General features: G+C 43.3%; 16 protein-coding genes, 1 tRNA gene and 1 pseudogene. 10 read left to right on the top strand and 8 right to left on the bottom strand.

Features of this window, described 5'->3' with window-relative positions; genetic code table 11:
- Positions 1 to 32: 32 nt before the first annotated feature.
- The 4 genes from QL982_RS05475 to dinB all read right to left on the bottom strand — a co-directional run bounded on the left by QL982_RS05475 (position 33) and on the right by dinB (position 6,005).
- Positions 33 to 1,718: a FimV/HubP family polar landmark protein gene (locus QL982_RS05475; RefSeq protein ID WP_290164329.1), complete on the bottom strand. Its 1,686-nt coding sequence runs from the start codon at positions 1,716 to 1,718 to the stop codon at positions 33 to 35.
- Between the two features lie 51 nt (positions 1,719 to 1,769).
- On the bottom strand, positions 1,770 to 3,428 hold the full coding sequence (locus tag QL982_RS05470; protein ID WP_290164327.1) for a peptigoglycan-binding protein LysM: 1,659 nt from the start codon (positions 3,426 to 3,428) through the stop codon (positions 1,770 to 1,772).
- Positions 3,429 to 3,539: 111 nt separating this feature from the next.
- Positions 3,540 to 4,742 (bottom strand): tRNA preQ1(34) S-adenosylmethionine ribosyltransferase-isomerase QueA, encoded by a 1,203-nt coding sequence (gene queA, locus QL982_RS05465; RefSeq protein ID WP_290164326.1) that lies wholly within the window; start codon positions 4,740 to 4,742, stop codon positions 3,540 to 3,542.
- Between the two features lie 177 nt (positions 4,743 to 4,919).
- A complete protein-coding gene (gene dinB / locus QL982_RS05460) occupies positions 4,920 to 6,005 on the bottom strand; it encodes a DNA polymerase IV (RefSeq protein WP_290164324.1) in 1,086 nt (361 codons plus the stop codon).
- A gap of 506 nt (positions 6,006 to 6,511) precedes the next feature.
- On the opposite strand from dinB, the gene QL982_RS05455 reads away from it, so the two are divergent.
- The 3 genes from QL982_RS05455 to QL982_RS05445 all read left to right on the top strand — a co-directional run bounded on the left by QL982_RS05455 (position 6,512) and on the right by QL982_RS05445 (position 9,636).
- A complete protein-coding gene (locus QL982_RS05455; protein ID WP_290164323.1) occupies positions 6,512 to 6,757 on the top strand; it encodes a hypothetical protein in 246 nt (81 codons plus the stop codon).
- Between the two features lie 419 nt (positions 6,758 to 7,176).
- Complete coding sequence (locus QL982_RS05450; RefSeq protein ID WP_290164322.1) at positions 7,177 to 7,410, top strand: hypothetical protein; 234 nt, start codon at positions 7,177 to 7,179, stop codon at positions 7,408 to 7,410.
- A 288-nt stretch (positions 7,411 to 7,698) separates the two neighbouring features.
- Positions 7,699 to 9,636, top strand: coding sequence for a tetratricopeptide repeat protein (locus tag QL982_RS05445; RefSeq protein ID WP_290190208.1), 1,938 nt, complete (start codon positions 7,699 to 7,701; stop codon positions 9,634 to 9,636).
- Between the two features lie 185 nt (positions 9,637 to 9,821).
- Here QL982_RS05445 and QL982_RS05440 read toward each other — a convergent pair whose 3' ends face one another.
- The 4 genes and pseudogenes from QL982_RS05440 to QL982_RS05425 all read right to left on the bottom strand — a co-directional run bounded on the left by QL982_RS05440 (position 9,822) and on the right by QL982_RS05425 (position 12,367).
- Positions 9,822 to 10,718, bottom strand: coding sequence for a site-specific integrase (locus QL982_RS05440; protein WP_290164317.1), 897 nt, complete (start codon positions 10,716 to 10,718; stop codon positions 9,822 to 9,824).
- A 177-nt stretch (positions 10,719 to 10,895) separates the two neighbouring features.
- Positions 10,896 to 11,081: pseudogene (locus tag QL982_RS05435) on the bottom strand (Arm DNA-binding domain-containing protein); the annotation flags it as partial.
- Between the two features lie 268 nt (positions 11,082 to 11,349).
- Positions 11,350 to 11,435, bottom strand: a tRNA-Leu gene (locus QL982_RS05430).
- A 158-nt stretch (positions 11,436 to 11,593) separates the two neighbouring features.
- Positions 11,594 to 12,367 carry a ferredoxin--NADP reductase gene (locus tag QL982_RS05425; protein ID WP_290164315.1) on the bottom strand — a complete coding sequence of 258 codons (774 nt, stop codon included), beginning with the start codon at positions 12,365 to 12,367 and terminating at the stop codon, positions 11,594 to 11,596.
- Positions 12,368 to 12,739: 372 nt separating this feature from the next.
- Between QL982_RS05425 and tsaA the strand changes: the two genes are divergently transcribed.
- The 7 genes from tsaA to QL982_RS05390 all read left to right on the top strand — a co-directional run bounded on the left by tsaA (position 12,740) and on the right by QL982_RS05390 (position 19,785).
- Entirely contained in the window at positions 12,740 to 13,597 is an 858-nt protein-coding gene (gene tsaA / locus QL982_RS05420; protein ID WP_290164335.1) for a tRNA (N6-threonylcarbamoyladenosine(37)-N6)-methyltransferase TrmO, read from the top strand.
- 59 nt (positions 13,598 to 13,656) lie between these two features.
- Positions 13,657 to 15,444, top strand: coding sequence for a GspE/PulE family protein (locus QL982_RS05415; protein ID WP_290164314.1), 1,788 nt, complete (start codon positions 13,657 to 13,659; stop codon positions 15,442 to 15,444).
- Positions 15,445 to 15,750: 306 nt separating this feature from the next.
- Positions 15,751 to 16,539 (top strand): TatD family hydrolase, encoded by a 789-nt coding sequence (locus tag QL982_RS05410; protein WP_290162264.1) that lies wholly within the window; start codon positions 15,751 to 15,753, stop codon positions 16,537 to 16,539.
- A gap of 233 nt (positions 16,540 to 16,772) precedes the next feature.
- Positions 16,773 to 17,456, top strand: coding sequence for a TetR/AcrR family transcriptional regulator (locus QL982_RS05405; RefSeq protein ID WP_290162262.1), 684 nt, complete (start codon positions 16,773 to 16,775; stop codon positions 17,454 to 17,456).
- A gap of 156 nt (positions 17,457 to 17,612) precedes the next feature.
- Positions 17,613 to 18,434 carry a prepilin-type N-terminal cleavage/methylation domain-containing protein gene (locus tag QL982_RS05400; protein ID WP_290162260.1) on the top strand — a complete coding sequence of 274 codons (822 nt, stop codon included), beginning with the start codon at positions 17,613 to 17,615 and terminating at the stop codon, positions 18,432 to 18,434.
- Positions 18,431 to 18,928, top strand: a complete 498-nt coding sequence (gene gspI / locus QL982_RS05395) for a type II secretion system minor pseudopilin GspI (RefSeq protein ID WP_290162258.1) — start codon at positions 18,431 to 18,433, stop codon at positions 18,926 to 18,928. Before QL982_RS05400 ends, gspI begins: the two co-directional genes overlap by 4 nt.
- Positions 18,925 to 19,785 (top strand): prepilin-type N-terminal cleavage/methylation domain-containing protein, encoded by an 861-nt coding sequence (locus QL982_RS05390; protein ID WP_290162256.1) that lies wholly within the window; start codon positions 18,925 to 18,927, stop codon positions 19,783 to 19,785. Before gspI ends, QL982_RS05390 begins: the two co-directional genes overlap by 4 nt.
- Positions 19,786 to 19,832: the final 47 nt, after the last annotated feature.

Genomic DNA, 19,832 nt, shown 5'->3' with positions numbered 1-19,832 from the left:
AATACTTGCTGATAAGAGCAGTCGATCGGGTTTTAGGCAGTACGATCTAGTAAGGTCTGTGCTTGGCTCTTTTGCTCGCTGGTTCCTTGAGTGATTACTTCACTTAACAAGCGTTTTGCACTGTCGTATTCGCCCAGTTGTAAATATTGACTTGCCAAATCTAGCGTGACTTGGTTGCTGTCCAATGACTTTACAAAATCAAAATCTGCTGCGAAACGTGATGAGAAGTCTTCTGCCGTTTCAGCCGTACTTTCGGCGGCAAGGAGAGACTCATCTTCGATCGGAGTAACTGGCGTCAGTGCTGTTGGTACGTGAGTATCAACATCACCATCTGTTAAAGTATTATCACTGAATTCATCGATTGGGAAAAGGGCCGTCGGCGTGATACTAGACCCTTCCGTAAGAACGTATTCTGAGTCATTATGATCAAGCGGCTGTTCTTCGAGATCAATGCTTTCAAGACTTTCTTCAATCTCGAAACCGCTGTCTTCAATCACCAAACTATCAATATCATTACTGTCTTCAATATCGCCACTGTCTTCAATATCGCCACTGTCTTCAATATCATTACTGTCTTCAAGAACAGGACTTTCGCTGTCTGACGCAGTTTCTATGTCATTTGAGTCATCAAGACTGTCTACAGATAAAGCAAAATCGTCTTCACTATTTTGGATAGTGTCGTTAGCGTTTTCTTCTATATCATTAGTTACATCGCTAGTTGCGACAGTATCTTTATCTGCATCAGCTGCTAAATCATCAAAATCTAAAGTGAAATCTTCGTCTTCTAATATGACGGCTTCATCTTCTAATATGACAGCTTCATTTTCATTGCTTGAATGATCGGTCGTTACAGAATCTTCTGTTGGAGTGTCTTCTGCAAGTGCATCAAAATCGAATTCAAAGTCACTAAGATCGTTCTCTTCAACGGCATTAGTACTATCAGCAGTAGCGGTTTCAAGGATGTCTTCGTCTGCATGGTCCAATGGGGTGACAGGCGTTTCACTCGTGACATCTGGCTCGTTGATATCACTCTCTAAATCGCTCAGTGTCAGATCAAAATCATCTTCTGCGCTTTCAGTAGAGAGGTCGAAATCATTGGTTTCATCTGAAAACTGTAGGCTATCGATAGGTTCGTCTACGACAGCATCATTATTGTCTTCGATGGTTGGCTGCTCAGAAGATACGGTGGCATCGACACCTTGATTAGTGGGCAAGTCGAAGTCTATACTTTCAAAATCGGTTGTATCTTTTTCTGGTGCTTCTGGAATTACGGGATTTTGCTCTTCAAAATACAATTGCTTTAGCTCATCAGCACGCGTATTGACTTTTGGATCATTGAGCGTTTGAATTTTGTCATAAACTTTGTCAAAGTCTTCTGGCTGATTTATCGTAGCATATAGGCTTAGTAGCTTAAGAGAAAGTTGCCCGTCATTAGGATTGTCCGCCAGACCGCGTTTGAGTGTTTCAAGCGCTTTGTCATAGCGTTGCTGCTCCATAAAACGCTGAGCAATAGTCACGTGATCAAATTTACTGTCATCAGCTGTTTTATTTTGGGCAGGAGTACCGTAATCTACTTTTGACGTTGGGGCAGTCGCATCTTTTTCTGGATGTACAGGCAATTGTGTTGTGGGTTTTTGCGCTTTGTTTTTGCGCCATAAAAACCCAGCCACTGATAAAATAAGCACCAATCCAGCGATGATATATAGCATATTGTCCATAGTTACTCCCACGCCTGTGATCACAATTTAGTGTATGAATCAGCTAGGCAATTATTGATTGCGTAATTTTTTGAGACGAGCTTGTAGCTCAGCCAGTTTTTGATTTTGTAACTGAATCTTTCTAGTATAACTATTAAGAGCATTGCTTGTTTTTGACAAACGCTTAGCTTGCGCTGCTGCTTGTTGCCGTGACGCTTTGAGAGTCGCCAATATATCTGTGCTCAAACCGTTTCCAGTATTTGAAGCCGATTTTGCCTGAGTCCCATCTGCATTGCCATTATGCCCTGGAGCAAGTACTGAGAACTGTGCTTTTGGCAGTGTTTGGGTTTTAGTAATCATTGGTTTTTTGCGTTGTTTCGTCGCTTGTGTGGTCTTAGCACGTTTTTTAGAAGGGGCTTTAGTGGCCTTTTTTACCACCGGTGTGTTTGCGCTACGGCGGTGTTGTCGTTGTGCACTGATAGCCGCTTCTAGGTTTTTCTGTGAAGGAATGACATCATAGCTCGGCAAGCTTAGCTTAGCATCTGCTTTCAGTTGATCGGCATTTTTATTGATAAATGCATCAGGGTTTTGTGACTGAATCTGTTTCATCACAGTTGGCGTGTCTAGATTATTTTCTTGCGCGATTTGTTGGGCAATAACCCATAGACTATCGTTACGTTGCACTTGATATTGAGCGGTCGAGCGACTCGCGGTACTATCGTTTGCAGACGTCTTACTAGTAGCCTTTGATGTTGCATTGTCGACGGGTTTATTGCTTACAGGCGCTGCCGCAGTAACAGCGTCACTGTCATTAACATGACTTGCGCTGTCATTAGGTGTTGGTACAAGTGCAGATTTAGCGTCTGTTTTACTGCTCGGTTGTATTTGCCTTGTGACCTGAATGCTCAGCGTGTCGAGCTGTTTATCATTAAGTGCTTTATCAAGGATAGAAGAACTATCCAAGCTACTCACTGAGCCACGATTAGTATTAATAGTGTCTGAATTATTGCTATTGTTTTTTATATCGGCGCTACTGTTTAAGCGTCCGTTGTCAAGACGGCTTGGCGCGTAAGTGAGGTTGCTGGTCTGCGCGGTAGCCGTCACTGCTGGCGTCTGTATGCTAGGCGCTGGCAATTCGGTTGTAGATGCCTGAGCAGTGGATGGCTTATTTTCAGCCATACCAGAGGCGGATAGTAAAGGTGGCGGCGCACCTCTTCTGACCGTCAATGGTTTAGCAGTACTGGTAGAAACGCTGGGTAGATTAGGTTTTTTGGTACCCGTTACGGCGTTTTTTGAGGTGTTATCAATCGGCAGGCTTGCATTGAGCGGCATCAACAATGTTTTTGGCACAACATTCTGCTGTCCATTATCGTTGATCGCCAAGACTAAATCAGCAAAAGGCTTAGAGACGGGCTGTGATGTGCTAATAAAGACTTGACCACTGGTCGCTGAGGTCGCTTGAAAGCTTACTCTCATAGAGTCAGTGGGGGTCAATCCCATCTGTTGATAAACCACTGGATTTGCCAGACTTGCAGAAAAGTCCGCCGCTCGTATGTCAGTAAAGACGATACTTGCCGATAAAGGCTCGTGCTGGGCGGACGTAACGACTGTTTTGCCGACAGTAGCAGCTTGTACACTGGGCACTAGGGCGGCCCAACCTACAGAACAAAGTAAGGCCATCGATACCGCGCGATGTACAGGAGTCAAGCGACGAGATAAATGACAAGACATGAGCAGCCCTTTAGGATAATAAGTTATCTGTGTTGTTATAACAAAATACTGTTTAGTTTACCAGTTTATTTCATAACTGTTGCATTCAATGTATAAATGTTTATTTAATGTTTAACTAATTTTTTTATCCAGCAACATGGCATCGCCGTAGCTAAAGAACCGATATTCTTTCTCAATAGCATGTTGATAGGCGTTTTCAATTGATGCCTTGCCCGAAAAAGCTGACACGAGCATCAACAGTGTCGATTTTGGCAAATGGAAATTTGTTAGTAGTCGATCGATGACACCGAATGTGAATCCTGGATAAATAAAGATGTCCGTGTCTCCTGACCAGCTAGAGAGTGGCTGCCCATTAATGGCTGTTTTTTGATAAGCCGTTTCAAGGACACGCGTCACGGTTGTGCCAATAGCGATGACTTTATTGCCATTGGCATGCGTTTGGTTAATCAACTCGGCAGTAGATTGCGGCAAATGGGCATATTCGCTGTGCATGGTGTGATTGAGCAAGTTATCGGTTTTGACTGGTGCAAAAGTACCCGCGCCAACGTGCAATGTAACAAAAGCGGTATTAATGCCTTTTTTGGCAAGTTGGCTGAGTACCGACTCATCGAAGTGTAAACTGGCTGTTGGTGCAGCCACACTGGCAAGCTTAGCTGGATCATGAAAGACAGTCTGATAACGAGTATTGTCAGTCTCATCAGCATGGCGTTCAAAGTAGGGCGGAATAGGCAGCTCACCATACAGCTCTAGATGCGGCAAGATAGGTGCATCAAACGCCAAAATAAATAAGTTATCTTGACGACCAATCATCGCCGCACTCATATGACCATCGGCAAGTTGCAAACGTTGCCCAAGTTTGAGGGCTTTACTGGCTTTCACATGGCAAAGAGCGATGTGCTCTTGATTGACTGGCATATTAGTCATGTCTTTTACATGCAATGTTGCGATATCCAAGTCCGAAAGACTAACCAAGCGCTCTATGAGCACCTCAAGCTTACCGCCAGTATCCTTTTGACCAAAAAGGCGTGCTTTCATTACCTTGGTGTCATTGAATACAATCAAATCTCCAGCATCCAACAAATCAGGTAATTCAGAAAACAAACAGTCTTTTATGAGGGTGTCATTTGCTTGAGTATGCGCAGGCAAGTACAGAAGCTTTGAGGCGGAGCGCTGTGCTAACGGATAACGAGCAATTAGGCTGTCTGGTAAGTTGTAGTCATAATCTTCAACACTCAGGTAATCCAAGACGTCATTATTTTTATCGGTATCAATTGGGGCGCCAGAAGCAGAAGATGCAATGTGAGAGTCGGTCATAATCAGTCTTTACATGGATAGGGGTTTTGGCATAATTGTAGCAGAAATGCTGGTATAAAAGGGTGCTTTACTGGATAACCCTTGTGCATATTAATTACTGGAAAGATAAAAATAGCCTAAGTAAAAAATATGAATCAGGCCCATTTAAGCAAATATTGACGTCAAAGCTCTTTTGCCTCAGTCAAATAAACTCAACTGAGGCAACAGCTGGGTCGCAGGCATCAATGAAGAAAAAGTGACACCAACCAGCCGAATAGGAAGCTGACGCGGAATGTCCAAAAATAGCTTGTCCAGCCAATAATGTGCAGATTCGGCATCATGAAAAGCAGTCGTTAGCGTGTGGGTGCGGGTGATTTGAGTAAAATCAGCGTACTTAATCTTGAGAGTAATGGTATGAGCGCTAAGGTTTTTTTTGTGTAGCTGCTCAAAGGCATCTGCGTTTTGTTCATAAATTTGCATACGTAAAGCCGTATCATCATTTAAATTCTCTCTAAAGGTGGTTTCTGAGCCAACGGATTTGTGTATACGCTCAGATTTGACCGCGCGTTCATCTCGACCATGAGCGATATCATGGTAAAACTGTCCACGTTTACCAAACTCGTGTACCAACACATCGGCTGGCGTGTGCCGTAGGTCAGCACCATTGTTCACGCCCATCGCATGCAATCGGCTTGCCGTTGCTTTGCCGATACCATGAAAACGTTCAATAGGTAACGTACTGATAAAAGCATCAGCGTCTTTTGGCGTGATAATCGCCGTACCATTGGGTTTATTAATATCAGACGCAATCTTGGCCAGCATTTTGTTAAAGGACACACCAGCAGAAGCCGTCAACCCTGTGTGTGCTAGGATTTGTGCCCTTAACCAGTTGGCCATTAATGTCGCCGAACCTTTATGGGCGGTGAGTCCAGTGACATCAAGATAAGCCTCATCTAATGACAATGGCTCAACATGGGGCGTTAAGCTGTACATGATATTTCGAATATCGCTGCTAACCGCTCGATACACCTCAAACCGAGGTCTGACAAATATCACCTCTGGGCACCGTTTGCGTGCCTCATAACAGGACATTGCGGAACGCACGCCAAACTGACGTACTTCATAGCTAGCCGCTGCGACTACACCGCGCCCGTTTGGATCGCCACCAACCACTAATGGCTTGCCCTGCAATTCAGGAAAGTCACGTTGTTCTACACTGGCATAAAAAGCATCCATATCTATATGAATAATCTTTCGATAGTGAGGATTTATAGACGTTGTCATAACCATTATTTTACCTGATTTGACGGTTTTTTTTCAATGTCAAAGGTTGGGCTTTAAGATAGGTTCTTTGAGCAAATTGTCATAAAGTCAGTGACAATATATGAATAACTTTATATGTAAGAACGCTTATATATCATAAGGTTAAAGAATGACAAGCAATTTTTTGAACCATGTGGCGTGCCATTTAGTAAACAAGTTTTTGTTATTAAATCGTTTAACGATAAAGCACATTTAATCCATCTGTCTTGCTTCGCCATTTATCGTGACAACTTCACCGTTTGTCATGAATATGACACATATATCTTACAGTTTTAGCTCTAGCGTTTTACAATATATTATTCACAATAAAAAGTAGTTGTGAAAGTAGTAAATAACGCCTCGTAAGCTTTTATTAATTTGAAAAGACGTTATTTATGGCTCATACCAAACTTGCAGACTGAGTACTGGTAAACCAACTTTCTAAAAGCACTGTTATTAGAGCGTTTAGAATAATCAAGGAGCTAATGATGAATAACCAATTGAAAGGGAGTGATTTGACACGAGCACTGCTAGCGCGCGGTGATAAGAAAATATGGTGTGCGGTTTGTGATGACAGTGATGAACAAGCGATGATGGATCATGGTGGCAATGATTTTACGGCTTATATTGTGTCATTTCATGAAGGGTGTTTTTATTGTAGTGCTGGTATGCCATGGGGTTATGCGGTACCGATTAAGGTTAGCGCTGTCATGCAACTCGAAGTATCTATATAAAACAAACCAATATCTTTGAAACAGATATTATACGCACAAAAAAACCTCCGATAAAGGAGGTTCGATTGTACTAAATATTGGTACCAGTGGTCGGAACGGTATATAGTAATTAAGTTGTTGGGTGGTGTTTCAAAAAGTATGCTGCCATTAGATGAAGCCATAATTGATATAAAAGAACACCATATTGAACGTCTTAGAGCCCATCCCAGATTCTGTGTAACTGCCAAAAAATTACACTGTGAAGTACACTACAATTATTTAGATAACTCTAACCATTGATATCATTATCTTACAGCCGAATATTCAATTCCTCACTAGAGAGCTCATCTTTTAATGAACAGTAAGCTACTGGGCAACGTTACCCACCCATAGTTAAAGAGTTATGTCATTAAGTTAACTAGATTTGTAGTAGTAAAAATATGAATGAAATAATGGAAATTGAGTTATTAGAACTAAAAAGACAGATACTGATTGATTATCAACTTCTTAAAGTATCAACACAAGCCATGAAGTTTTTGCTAAATCATTCTAGTGAAATACCTTGCGAGCTTCATAGTGATTTGCATAGCCTAATAGCAATGGATATGGGAGGGGAGTTTGTATTACCGCAAAAGGAGTGTATGCAATCTATCGACAAACTACTTACTCGATAGATTATAACAAAAACGCTTGCTTCAGCTACATGCTCCGGTTATTGACATCATTAGCATAGAGCTCGATATTCAATTCCTCACTAGATCGCAGCCCTTCTTCCCATAACAGAGTTTATGGTAAATGATTTTGACGCGAAAAAGTCATCGGGTCGGTTACTCGAAAACTGTTCTGCTATCATAGCAATAACGCACAAATATATATCCCAGAAAATCAATCAACAGAGCCTTGCTATGATCCTCACGAATACCTCGTTAGTACGTAAAACTACCCTCTTTTTGGCAGCAGCAATGCTTTCTGTTTCAGCGATGGCCGCTGATTTTAGCCAAACTCTAAAGCTTGCTAATCAAGGCGATGCTGAGGCTCAATATAATCTTGGAGTGATGTACGACAACGGCGAAGGGGTGCGTCAGGACTACGCTAAGGCTGCGCAGTGGATTGAAAAGTCTGCCAATCAAGGGAAGGCTAAGGCTCAATACAACCTTGGAGTGATGTATAGCAAAGGCTTAGGCGTGCGTCAGGATTATGTCAAGGCAGCTGAATGGTATGAAAAATCTGCCAATCAAGGCGATGCTGATGCCCAATATAACCTTGGAGTGATGTATAGCAAAGGCTTAGGAGTACGTCAGGATTATGCTAAGGCGTTTGAGTGGCGCCAAAAATCTGCTGATCAAGGGGATGCTGATGCTCAAGTGCTTATTGGAATAATGTATTACTTTGGCGAAGGCGTGCGTCAGGATTATGCCAAGGCATTTGAGTGGTTTGAAAAATCTGCTAATCAAGGTAATTCGGATGTTCAATACAGTCTTGGGTTGATGTATTTCGAAGGCAAAGGAGTACGTCAGGATTATGCTAAGGCGGCTGAGTGGTATGAAAAATCTGCTAATCAAGGCGATGCCGATGCCCAATATAAACTTGGAGCGATGTACTATGACGGCTTAGGAGTACGTCAGGATTATGCTAAGGCGGCTGAGTGGTATGAAAAATCTGCTAATCAAGGCGATGCCGATGCTCAATATAACCTTGGAGCGATGTACTATGACGGCTTAGGAGTACGTCAGGATTATACTAAGGCGGTTGAATGGTACCAAAAATCTGCTAATCAAGGCGATGCTGATGCCCAATATAACCTTGGCGTGATGTATTACAATGGCAAAGGAGTACGTCAGGATTATGCTAAGGCGGCCGAGTGGTTTGAGAAACCTGCTAATCAAGGTAATTCGGATGTTCAATACAGTCTTGGGTTGATGTATAGCAAAGGCTTAGGAGTACGTCAGGACTATGCTAAGGCGTTTGAGTGGCGCCAAAAATCTGCTGATCAAGGGGATGCTGATGCTCAAGTGCTTATTGGAATAATGTATTACTTTGGCGAAGGCGTGCGTCAGGATTATGCTAAGGCGTTTGAGTGGTATCAAAAAGCAGCTAACCAAGGTAATAAAACTGCGCAATCTAACCTTGGAGTAATGTATGAAAAGGGCTTAGGCGTGTCTCAGGATTATGCTAAGGCGTTTGAGTGGTATCAAGAATCGGCGAGTCAAGGATATGCTAGGGCTCAATCTAACCTTGGAGTAATGTATGAAAAAGGCTTAGGCGTACCTCAGGATTATGCTAAGGCGTTTGAGTGGTATGAAAAATCGGCTAACCAAGGCAATGAAACTGCGCAATCTAACCTTGGGTTGATGTATTACGAGGGTAATGGTGTGTGTCAGGATTATGCTAAGACAGTTGAGTGGTTTGAAAAATCGGCGAGTCAAGGATATGCCAAGGCTCAACATAACCTTGGAGCGGTGTATGCCAAAGGCGAAGGCGTGCGTCAGGATTATGCCAAGGCGTTTGAGTGGTATCAAAAATCGGCGAGTCAAGGGTTTGTTGAATCTCAATATACTTTTGGAGTCATGTACGAAAAGGGCTTAGGTGTGCGTCAGGATTATGCTAAGGCGGTTGAGTGGTTTGAAAGATCTGCTGACCAAGGGTTTGCTCAAGCTCAATACCAGCTTGGGTCGATGTATGGTGCAGGCGAAGGTGTTCATCAGAATTATGCCAAAGCCATTGAATGGTATACAAAAGCCGCTAACCAAGGGCTTGCTCAAGCTCAACATAACCTTGGAGCGATGTATGCCAAAGGCGAAGGCGTGCGTCAGGATTATGCAACTGCCAAAGAATGGTTTGGTAAATCTTGTGATAATGGCGATCAAGATGGATGTGATGGTTATCGAACGTTAAATTAAAGATAGAGCTTTGAGTATTAGACAATTTTTGGGACTTATTATCTACTTGATAACACGCCATAGGTTTACTATCTAAAATTCATTATCACAGCTTTTTTATGCATGACTGCGTATATGATTTCGTCTTTATATAAAACGTCTTTTAATAGATAGTATATGGTTCAATTTACTTAGAAAGCAGTATTTTAACCTTTGTTTCCCAATAGCTCTCGTACCTTGTCTTCACCCAGCTGATCTATGAGTGCTTGCAGCTGAGCTGTAGAGTCGCCTTTAGTTTGTGCATCTGCTTTAAACTCTGCTGTATCTCTTCCTTCCCGCAAAGCATCTAAATAGTCTGCCCACTTCTGCATCATATCGCTACGATCATCAATATACTCAAATCGACCGTAAGCGCTTCCATTAGGATCTTTAGTGGTATGACCTAATGCCATTTCAACAAGAACAAGAGAGTACTTTAGTTGCTCTTGCAGGATAGTCTTCGCAGTAGCTCTAAAGCCGTGAGCACAATGTACGTTTTGATAGCCTAAATCCTTGAGACGTTTGTTTGCCGTATTTTCAGATATGATCTGGTGCTTTTTTGCCGTCTGACTAAAGAAGACATACTCAGTGTGGCCATTGATCTTTTGTTGTTCACGCAATATAGATATGGCTTGATGAGGTAGGGGGACTACCATATCTTTGACCATATTCACCTTACCTTGGCCTTTTAACGGCTTTAATTGCCACCTACCAGTCTCCAAATCTACATCAGCCCAACGCATATGTCTTAAATCCCCATTACGCACGAATAGTAACGCCAATAGCCTAAGGGAGTTGATTGTGTTTGGATCACCTTCTATGGTTTCAACAGCTCGCAATAGTTTAGCCAAATCTTTAGGCTTAGTAATGGCCGGACGATGGCCATAGCTAGACTTAGCTAATTGACTCTTAATCAGCGCCGCAGGATTGCTACTACAGAATCCACGAGCTCCTGCATAGACAAATACGTCACTAGCGATACCTGCACAGCGTTCAGCCTTATCTGTGGGCTTGCCAGCTCTATTTAATGAGTTAGCTTGGATGTCTAGTAAAACTTCGAGCATTCTAGGTGAACCAATGTCACTAATAGGTTCATTACCAATATAAGAGCAGATAAGCTCTAAACGGCCTCTCTTACGAATTAACGTATTACCTTTTTGAGTCTGCTCTAAGCTACCAAAATACTCCCAAGCAAAATGACTAAAAGAGTTTTTAGTTTTACTAATAATACTATTCTTTAATTATTCACGGTGGACTTTTGGATCAATACCTTTGCTTAGTAGGTCTTCATATTCACGCCAAACTTCACAGGCACGAGCATACGAGATACTTGGATATATACCGATGGAAATAATGCTTTGCTTAGGATCTGAAGGCGGGTAGTAGCGATACATCCATGATTTAGTTTCAGTAGGACGTACCATTAAGAATAGCTTAGGATGGTTTCTGACAGAGACTAGGTATTATTCTTTGTCATCGGCTTTATGACTACTGATGCTGCGATCGGAGCTGATAGGTTTACGTGCTTCCATGACTGATACCCCAATGTACATTTAAAAACCAGTGTATATAGTAGTGTACATCAGATGCATGGATTGGGATAGATATAGCAGGACAGTATAGAACGCCAGATACAACAAAGCCCCTGATATCAGGGGCTTTAGCTATTCTATAAGGTAGTATAGAACTATATATTGGTACCAGTGGTCGGACTCGAACCGACACGCTTATTAGGCAACGGATTTTGAATCCGTCATGTCTACCAATTCCATCACACTGGCATGTTAGGTAATAATGTCTATCATATAGATATTATCGAATTGGGCTACAGGGTTAGCTCTGTATAGGTTGCGTATTATAGCAGGCTATTTTTTATCGTCAAGAATTATTTTATATAATTTGCAATTAAATCAAAAAACCCTATATTTTCTATCATTGCCTATCCGACAAAGGCACGTTCGACCGCATAATCTGCTTGCACACCCATACGTGGTGAAACGGTTAAACCAAAGTCATCTAGAATGGCTGAAATTTCAGCATTGAATGGCATACTGCCACAAATCATCACACGATCATCGTCTTTGTTCATCGGTGGTAGACCGATATCTTCGAACAGTTTGCCCGATGTCATCAAATCTGTGACACGTCCTTGGTTTTTGAACGCTTCACGAGTGACGGTCGGATAATAGATGAATTTTTCACGATACCATTCACCAAATATTTCATCATTAGGCAGCTCGTTTTCGAACATCTCACGATAGGCCAAATCATCGACATGACGTACGCCATGTACCAAAATGATTTTGTCAAAGCGCTCATACACTTCAGGGTCGCGCGCCAGTGACAAGAAAGGCGCAAGGCCAGTACCAGTAGAGAGCATATACAGGTTTTTGCCTGGTAGTAGATCGTCCAATACTAGTGTGCCCGTTGGTTTTTTGCTGACCAATAGCTCGTCACCCACTTTGATATGCTGCAAACGTGAGGTTAGGGGACCATCTTGAACTTTGATAGAAAAGAATTCTAAGTGGTCTTCGTAGTTAGGGCTAGCAATTGAGTAAGCGCGCAAGAGAGGCTTGCCATCGACAACAAGTCCAATCATCGCAAATTCGCCATTACGAAAGCGTAAGCCATCGTCACGAGTGGTTTTGATACTAAATAGAGCGTCATTCCAGTGATGAACCTCTGTGACCGTTTCGGTGCGAAGTTTTGACATAAAGTCCTCGTTAATAAGTTGCAATCTGTGTCGTTAAGTTTGAATGAGTATTAAATCAGAATTTTCAATGATAGGTTAAACATTATAAAAACGTAGCAGTCTTTCAGTAGGTGTCGAAACGGTTGTTTTTTCATAAAATAGTAAGTGATGACACGCACTAAATTTATATCAATGATGACAGCGTTATGTATCAGATAGCTCAAATGTAAATGACTCTCATCAAATTTCTTGCTCATAATACCAAACTTTAAAATAAAAATCCGTCTAGCAGTGATTCTCTAGCATGATAAAATGGAATATCGTTAGTGAGTAATTTTGTATCATTTGACAGAGCTGTTTGATAAAGGCAGTTTTGATTACCGGAGTTGGCCTATGCTTGATGACAATCCACTATTAGATAACGACCATCGAGCCCCTATTATTGGCTATCATCGAGCACCCCTGTCGCAGAAATTTGGTGCGCCGCGCCAGCCAAATTTGGTCGCATTGACCAGTGTGATTGAGATGCTAGCGCCATACGATACGCCAGCTGCCTTTGATGGTTTGGACAAGTTTAGTTATATATGGGTCAGTTGGCAGTTTCATCATAATTACCGATATAAAAATAACAATGAAACGAGTAGTCGCTTTCGCGCTCAAGTGCGACCGCCAAGGTTGGGCGGCAATCAAAAAATAGGGGTGTTTGCCAGTCGCAGCATGTATCGCCCATCAGGATTGGGGCTGTCTGTCGTCAAGCTCGAACAGATAAAAATAGTGCAAGGTCGCGTATTACTTATTGTTAAAGGGGCTGATATGATAGATGGCACTCCGATTATCGACATAAAGCCGTATGTGGCCTATAGCGATGCGCTCACACAGGCAGAGAGTGGGTTTGCACCAACTGCGCCAGCGTTGCTAGAGGTGACTATGACAGAGGCCGCTGTCGAGCAATTTGCGATGCTAGTGAGCGCAGGTGCGCCTGTTGACCTTAATACTGGTGATGCAAGTAGTGGTGATGCAAAAAAAGTCGCAAAAAGTGCTACAGTTGCTGCTATGGTCCATAATATACAAAGTCAATTGATCGCCTCTGATATCAGCATCATCAAAGAGTTAATTGCGCAAGATCCGCGCCCCGCTTATCGCCGTAAAGAGATAGCCACGCCATTTGTCATGCGTTATAAGTCTGTTGATGTGAGCTTTCAACTGATGGCATCAGAACAGCTACAGATAACCGCTGTGGTCACAGTATAGTTGGCCTTGATGGATGTTCTCTTTGGTAAAATACCTCAAAACAATAAAAGAAGAAAAATATGTCTGCTCAAAAATATTCGATAGTGATTGATTTGCGTTGGTGTCTAGATGAGCTGTTGGCAGACAAAGTGATTGATCAGCGTGGTTACAATTTAGTGATGACCAGCCGTCGTGACAAAGCACAGCATCCGCTGCTGACGATTAGTGAGTTTGGGTTGCCGAATGGTCATGCGACGGACAGCAGCGCTGAAAAAAAATTAACATTGGCGTGGCTCAATCAGTGGCTCGCGGCCAAAGCAGATATGCCTCTTGTTCGTATTGATCCATTAAAAGTGGATGTCCCAGCGGTGACACAATTAATGTCATTTGAATATGCCCGTTCACAGCATATTTTGCCGATTGAGATTACGATAGATGAAGTCGTTGTCGGAACAGATCAGCCTTTTTATACCGATTGGCATTTGAATATTGAAAAGTTAATCAAGTCGAAAAGCTATCGTACGGTCTATATCAATCCTGAGCAGATTAAGCGCTATCGCCAAGAGTTCTATCAAGTGACGCAAGCGATAGCAGGGGCAAACAGTGTCCATAAGCGAGCCGCCGCTGATGTGACCAATGTTGAGGCGTTATTGCAGTTGGGTGACAATAACAACCCCGATGCCAACGATCAGCATATCGTCAGAGTCGTTGATTGGCTATTGCAGTATGCCTTTGAGCAACGTGCCAGTGATATTCATTTAGAGCCACGTCGTGAGACAGGCAAGGTACGCTTCCGTATCGATGGTGTGCTCCATACGGTGTATGAAATGCCATTGGCAATCATCGTCGCGGTGACTGCGCGTATCAAAATCTTAGGGCGGCTCAATGTTGCAGAAAAGCGTAAACCGCAAGATGGTCGTTTAAAGACGCGGACGCCAAAGGGACTGGAAACTGAGCTTCGACTATCTACCATGCCTACTGCCTTTGGTGAAAAATTGGTCATGCGTGTATTTGACCCTGAAGTGCTGGTACGCTCATTTGCGCAGCTTGGGCTATCGGGTAAGCAGCTTGAAACGTGGCATGAATTGACGGCTCATCCAAACGGCATTATTTTGGTCACTGGGCCGACAGGTTCGGGTAAGACCACGACCTTATACAGTACGCTTAAACAGCTTGCTACGGAGCAAGTTAACGTTTGTACCATCGAAGATCCGATTGAGATGATAGAGCCTGCTTTTAATCAAATGCAGGTCAATGCTGGGGTTGATCTACATTTTGCTGATGGGATACGCTCTTTAATGCGGCAAGACCCTGACATCATCATGGTCGGAGAGATTCGTGATGCAGAAACTGCCAATATGGCGGTACAAGCTTCATTGACAGGGCATTTGGTGCTCTCAACATTGCATACGAACGATGCGCCAAGCTCTATCACTCGTTTGCATGATTTGGGTATTCAGCCATTTTTGACGTCAGCGACTATATTAGGAGTGATGGCACAGCGTTTGCTACGTACCTTATGTCCACACTGTAAAAAAGCGGTAGAGGTGACGCCAGATAGCGAAATGGCTGTTCAGTGGCAGGAATTGGTTCAGCCTTGGCGTGCACCAGCGCCTGCCCAAATTTATACCGCGCAGGGTTGTGAGCACTGTCGACACACGGGTTATCAGGGGCGAGTCGGCCTTTATGAAATCATGCCGTTGTCCAATGACTTAAAAAAGCTGGTCGCCGCCGATGCAAATCTAGATGTGTTGAAACAGCAAGCGTACCGCGAAGGTGTGCAGCCGTTGCGCTTATCGGGTGCCAAGCGCATTAGCGAAGGCGTGACGACCATAGAAGAGGTGATGCGAGTAGTGCCGCTTAATTAGGGTGTGTCCTCATTTCACAAGTGGTGATAAAAATGAGATAAATTGCCGTCAAACGAGAAAAATAGTGTCGATAATATCGAGATATTGACCAGCTATTTGACGATGTTTGGCAAAATTTAGCCATTTTTAGCCCAGTTAGATAACTTATTGTTTGAATTGAGGACATGCCCTAGCATCATGTATTTTAAGCGTAGAAAACATTAGGCTACTTGAAAACAGCGCTCTTCAAAGCAATCAACAAAATGAGCATTTAACTTTTTAATTCCCATACTTTTTACTGATAAAGTTTTAATAACGAGATTATTTATGTTTACAGACAGCCACTGTCACCTCAACCGTTTAGATTTAACAAAGTACGATGGTAAATTGTCCGGTGCAATTGATGCCATGAAAGCTGCTAATGTGTCTCGTGCGATGGCAATCATGTGTGATTTTGCGGAGTATGACGAGATTGCCACTATTGTCAGTACCTATGGTGACGAAACACTAAATTTAGGCATGAGTGTGGGTATTCATCCTTGTGAAAATATCGATATACTGAAATCAGCGACTGTAGATCGTCTGATAGAGACTGCTGATGCAGAGCATGTCTGGGCAATAGGAGAGACGGGGCTAGATTATTATTGGTCTACGGAAAATAAAAAAGAGCAGCAAGCCAGTCTTGCACGTCATATCCATGCTAGCCAGCAACTAAAAAAACCGCTTGTCATACATATGCGTGATGCAAAAGAGGATACAATCGGTATCCTAAAAAGCGAAGGTGCTGAGCATGGCATTATTCATTGTTTTACCGAAGACTGGGAGACCGCAAAGCGTGCGCTGGATTTAGGTTTTTATATCTCATTCTCTGGTATTGTCAGCTTTAAAAGCGCCCAAAATATCCAAGATGCTGCGCGAAAAATGCCTAGAGACAGGATATTAATCGAGACAGATAGCCCATATCTAGCCCCTGTCCCGAAGCGTGGCCGCCCCAATGAGCCTGCGTATGTGCCTTACGTGGCCAGCTTTATCGCAGACATGTATGAGTGTGATAGCAATGAGATCGGCGCATTAACTGCAAAAAACTTTGAAAATTTACTGGCACAGTATCGTTAAAATGGTTATGCTATGACCAGTCAGTCATTTATGAAACAGTCTTATGGTTTTATGCCATTTAATATCTAAAATATTGAATGTAACTGTATGATTGTTAGTGGCTATTTAGAAATATAAGCATGTCCCTTTTATGGTATTCCAGCAGTTCTTGTATAGTTTTATACGCTCATTGCCAAATGCACTAACATAAATGATGGTTATATGCTTAATCTTGTCAAGTTTTAGGAGAGATTATGAGTCGTCAGCATCAGTTCAAGGTACGAGAAGAGAACATCTTGGCGATGGCAGAACAATTACTGCTTGAGTCAGGCGATGGTGATATCACTTTAGACAGTTTGGCAGATCAGCTTGATTTGGCTAAAGGCACCCTATATAAACATTTCTCCAGTAAAGATGAGCTTTATTTGCGTATTATTATTCGTTATGAAGAGCAACTGTTTGAGATTAACCGTATTGATGACTGCCCATCAGCAGGCGTGGCCCGCATGATTTTTCAGCAGTTATTCAATCCACAAAAAGCCATGCTATTGAACCAAATCGAAGAACGGTTGGCAGCATCAGTGACGGGTCTTAATCGTTTGTTTGGCGAGCTGTATGATATTCGTCGTCAGCGTATGAAGCGTTTGATTAATATCATCAGCACGTATTTAAAAGACGAGCACAGTAATTTGAGTACTCGTGATTATCTCTCTTCGATTTGGGCGATTGGTCAAGGCGGTGCAGGGCTATTGAACTCAAGCTTTTATCAACGCTATTTAGGCCGCCGCGATACCTTGCGTTATGCCTTTGTTCAGCAAGTGCTGGAGTTGCCCAGTCATTATCCTGCTGACGATAACGGGGTCATGGATGAGGATATGCAAGAGTTGGTAGAGCAAATCGAGACTGAGTCAGAAGAGCACCGTAACACCAACTACTAAAGTATCTATTGATGGTTAGGGTTTCTAATACGTCGTGTTGCAATAATTGATATTGCAGCACGTTGTGTAGTATGGCTTCACACATCTTCTGATATTCTCCAAACACCGCTTTTATCCTATGATAATCAAACTCAAGCGTAGCCTTATAGGTGCAATATGCCGGTCACTGTCCAGACTCAGTCCAGCGCTGCGGCCACTTGCCCTTTTGCTTTAATCGGTCAAACCTCGCGGCCAAGTAGCTTAAATAGCCTACCTGCACGCCACTGTGGTAGCAGCCCTTTGCTCTCAACCAATGCCTGTCACTCATCATCTGCTTCATCAATAAACAGCGCCGCACAGACGGGTTTTACATTGGTAGAAATCGTGGTAGTGGTGGTGATCTTGTCCATCTTTGCTGGCATGATGAGCTTGTCCGTTGGGAGCAGTGAATCCCGCAAAAACCGCGCTTTTTATGAGCATCTTACCGATTCGTTGAGTTACGTTCGACTGCTATCAGCTGAGCGTATGCAGCCAATGGGGTTGCGTTTGCAAGCAGATAAGCAAGGTCAAGTCGCCCCTGTTATCGTCACCTTATCGAATCCTTATATTACCTATCAAACGAATGATGCCCCGTCAGATAGCATGGACAGTCGCCCCAAAAACTCAATGGAGCTGTCTGCGGATTTGACCAGTATGTCAGGTGCTACTGGTGCTCAACAGCCAACACCGAGCTGGGAGGTTGAGCCAGAAGTTAGCCTACCTGATTTGCCCACTGGCGTCAGTATTAGAGTTCAAAGCTTGGATGCCAGTCATTTATCCGGCACAGGACAGGGGCAAGCATTACAGCCTTGGTTTAGCAGTCAAACCGTACCGCAGGTATTGTGGTTTGGCACAGGACAAGCGACGCCTGTTACCATTGAGGTGCTTCATGATGCGCGTTTGGTGGGTGAAGTGATTACGATAATGCCAGATGGTAGTATGACGATGGGACAGCGATGATAGTGAATAAATGGTATCAATACCCTACGAAGACTAAGCATACCACCCTCAAGTCTAAGCCTGAGAGTGGCTTCACGCTCATTGAAGTGATGGTTGCCTTGGCTATTTTGGCAGTGGTGGCAGTCGCGGCAAGCCGTGCCAGTAGCGCGTATCTGAGCTCGGTTGATATATTACGTACTCGTACGCTCGCTCATTTTGTCGCCCAAAATGCTGCTGCTGAGTTACGCATTCAAGAGACATGGCTGACGGCCAATCGCATTCAAACTGTCAATGCTCAAGGGCGTAATTGGCAAATAGTAATGACGGTCAGTGATGCTGTGACGCCTGCATTAAAAGAAGTAAACATCGCCGTTGCGCCCATCATAGATGGGCAGACACGCACATCGGTGACGGATATCAGTGTGATGTTGAGTAATGCTGAGCAAGATACGGGCAGTTTAGATTTAAGTGGTTTAGGTACACGCAATGTCAAACAAGCGGGAGACAATCCATGAGACTTCAACGTGGATTTACTTTGCTTGAGCTAATGGTCGCCATGGCAATATTTGCGATGCTTGCGGTTGCAGGCTGGCAGGTGTTTGATGGTGTCAATCGCGCCCGTGAACGCGCCCAATTTCATGCTGACAATTTGGCCGTCTTGCAATATGCCTATCTGCAACTGCAGCAAGATATGGGTCAAATTATCCCTTATCAAATCCCAAATACTCAGAATGTCAGCACGGCGAATAACAGTGCAAGCGACAGCGACAATAGTAACAACAGCACAAATAAGACCCCTCAATCAAACGAGCAAGCACCAGTACGTGAGATAGTGCCACCTGAGCCTTTTATGAGCTTAGACGCTGAACATGTCAGCTTTATCCGTTTTGCTGATCCTGACCCACGTTATCAAAGTAGCAATAGTATCCAACGTATCGAATATATTTTTGCAGATGAGCGTTTGATTCGCCGACAATATACCAGTGTGGAGGGTGGGCGTGATAGCATCAGCTTGGACAGTGTGTTGCTCGAAGGCGTCACAGCAGGGCGGTGGCAAGCGTATCTACCTGAACAGAGCACCAAATTCCCTGGTGCAAATAGCGGTAATAACCATAGTACGAATACAGCCTCTGAACAAACGGCCAATACCGCAAGCACAAAGCCCGAAGTGCTATTACTGCCCAAAGGTATGGCTGTCGATTTTACTTATCAAGACATGCCTATTACGTGGCAGTGGGCGCTGGCCCCGCAACCGATACCACATAACAGTCACTCCTCTGTCGCTGATAACAAAGCCAGTGATAGTAGCGACAGCGATAAAGACGGTAACAGCAGTAATACAGGTAATGGCAGTGTGGATAATAGTAATTGAGAAGGTAGGATATAACATGCACCATTTGGTCAATAATAAAGGCGGCT

Source organism: Psychrobacter sp. 5A.1, from assembly GCF_030407455.1.
In the GTDB taxonomy this organism is placed as follows: domain Bacteria; phylum Pseudomonadota; class Gammaproteobacteria; order Pseudomonadales; family Moraxellaceae; genus Psychrobacter.
Note: the sequence above shows the minus strand (reverse complement) of the source record. Positions and strands in the feature narration are given on the sequence as shown.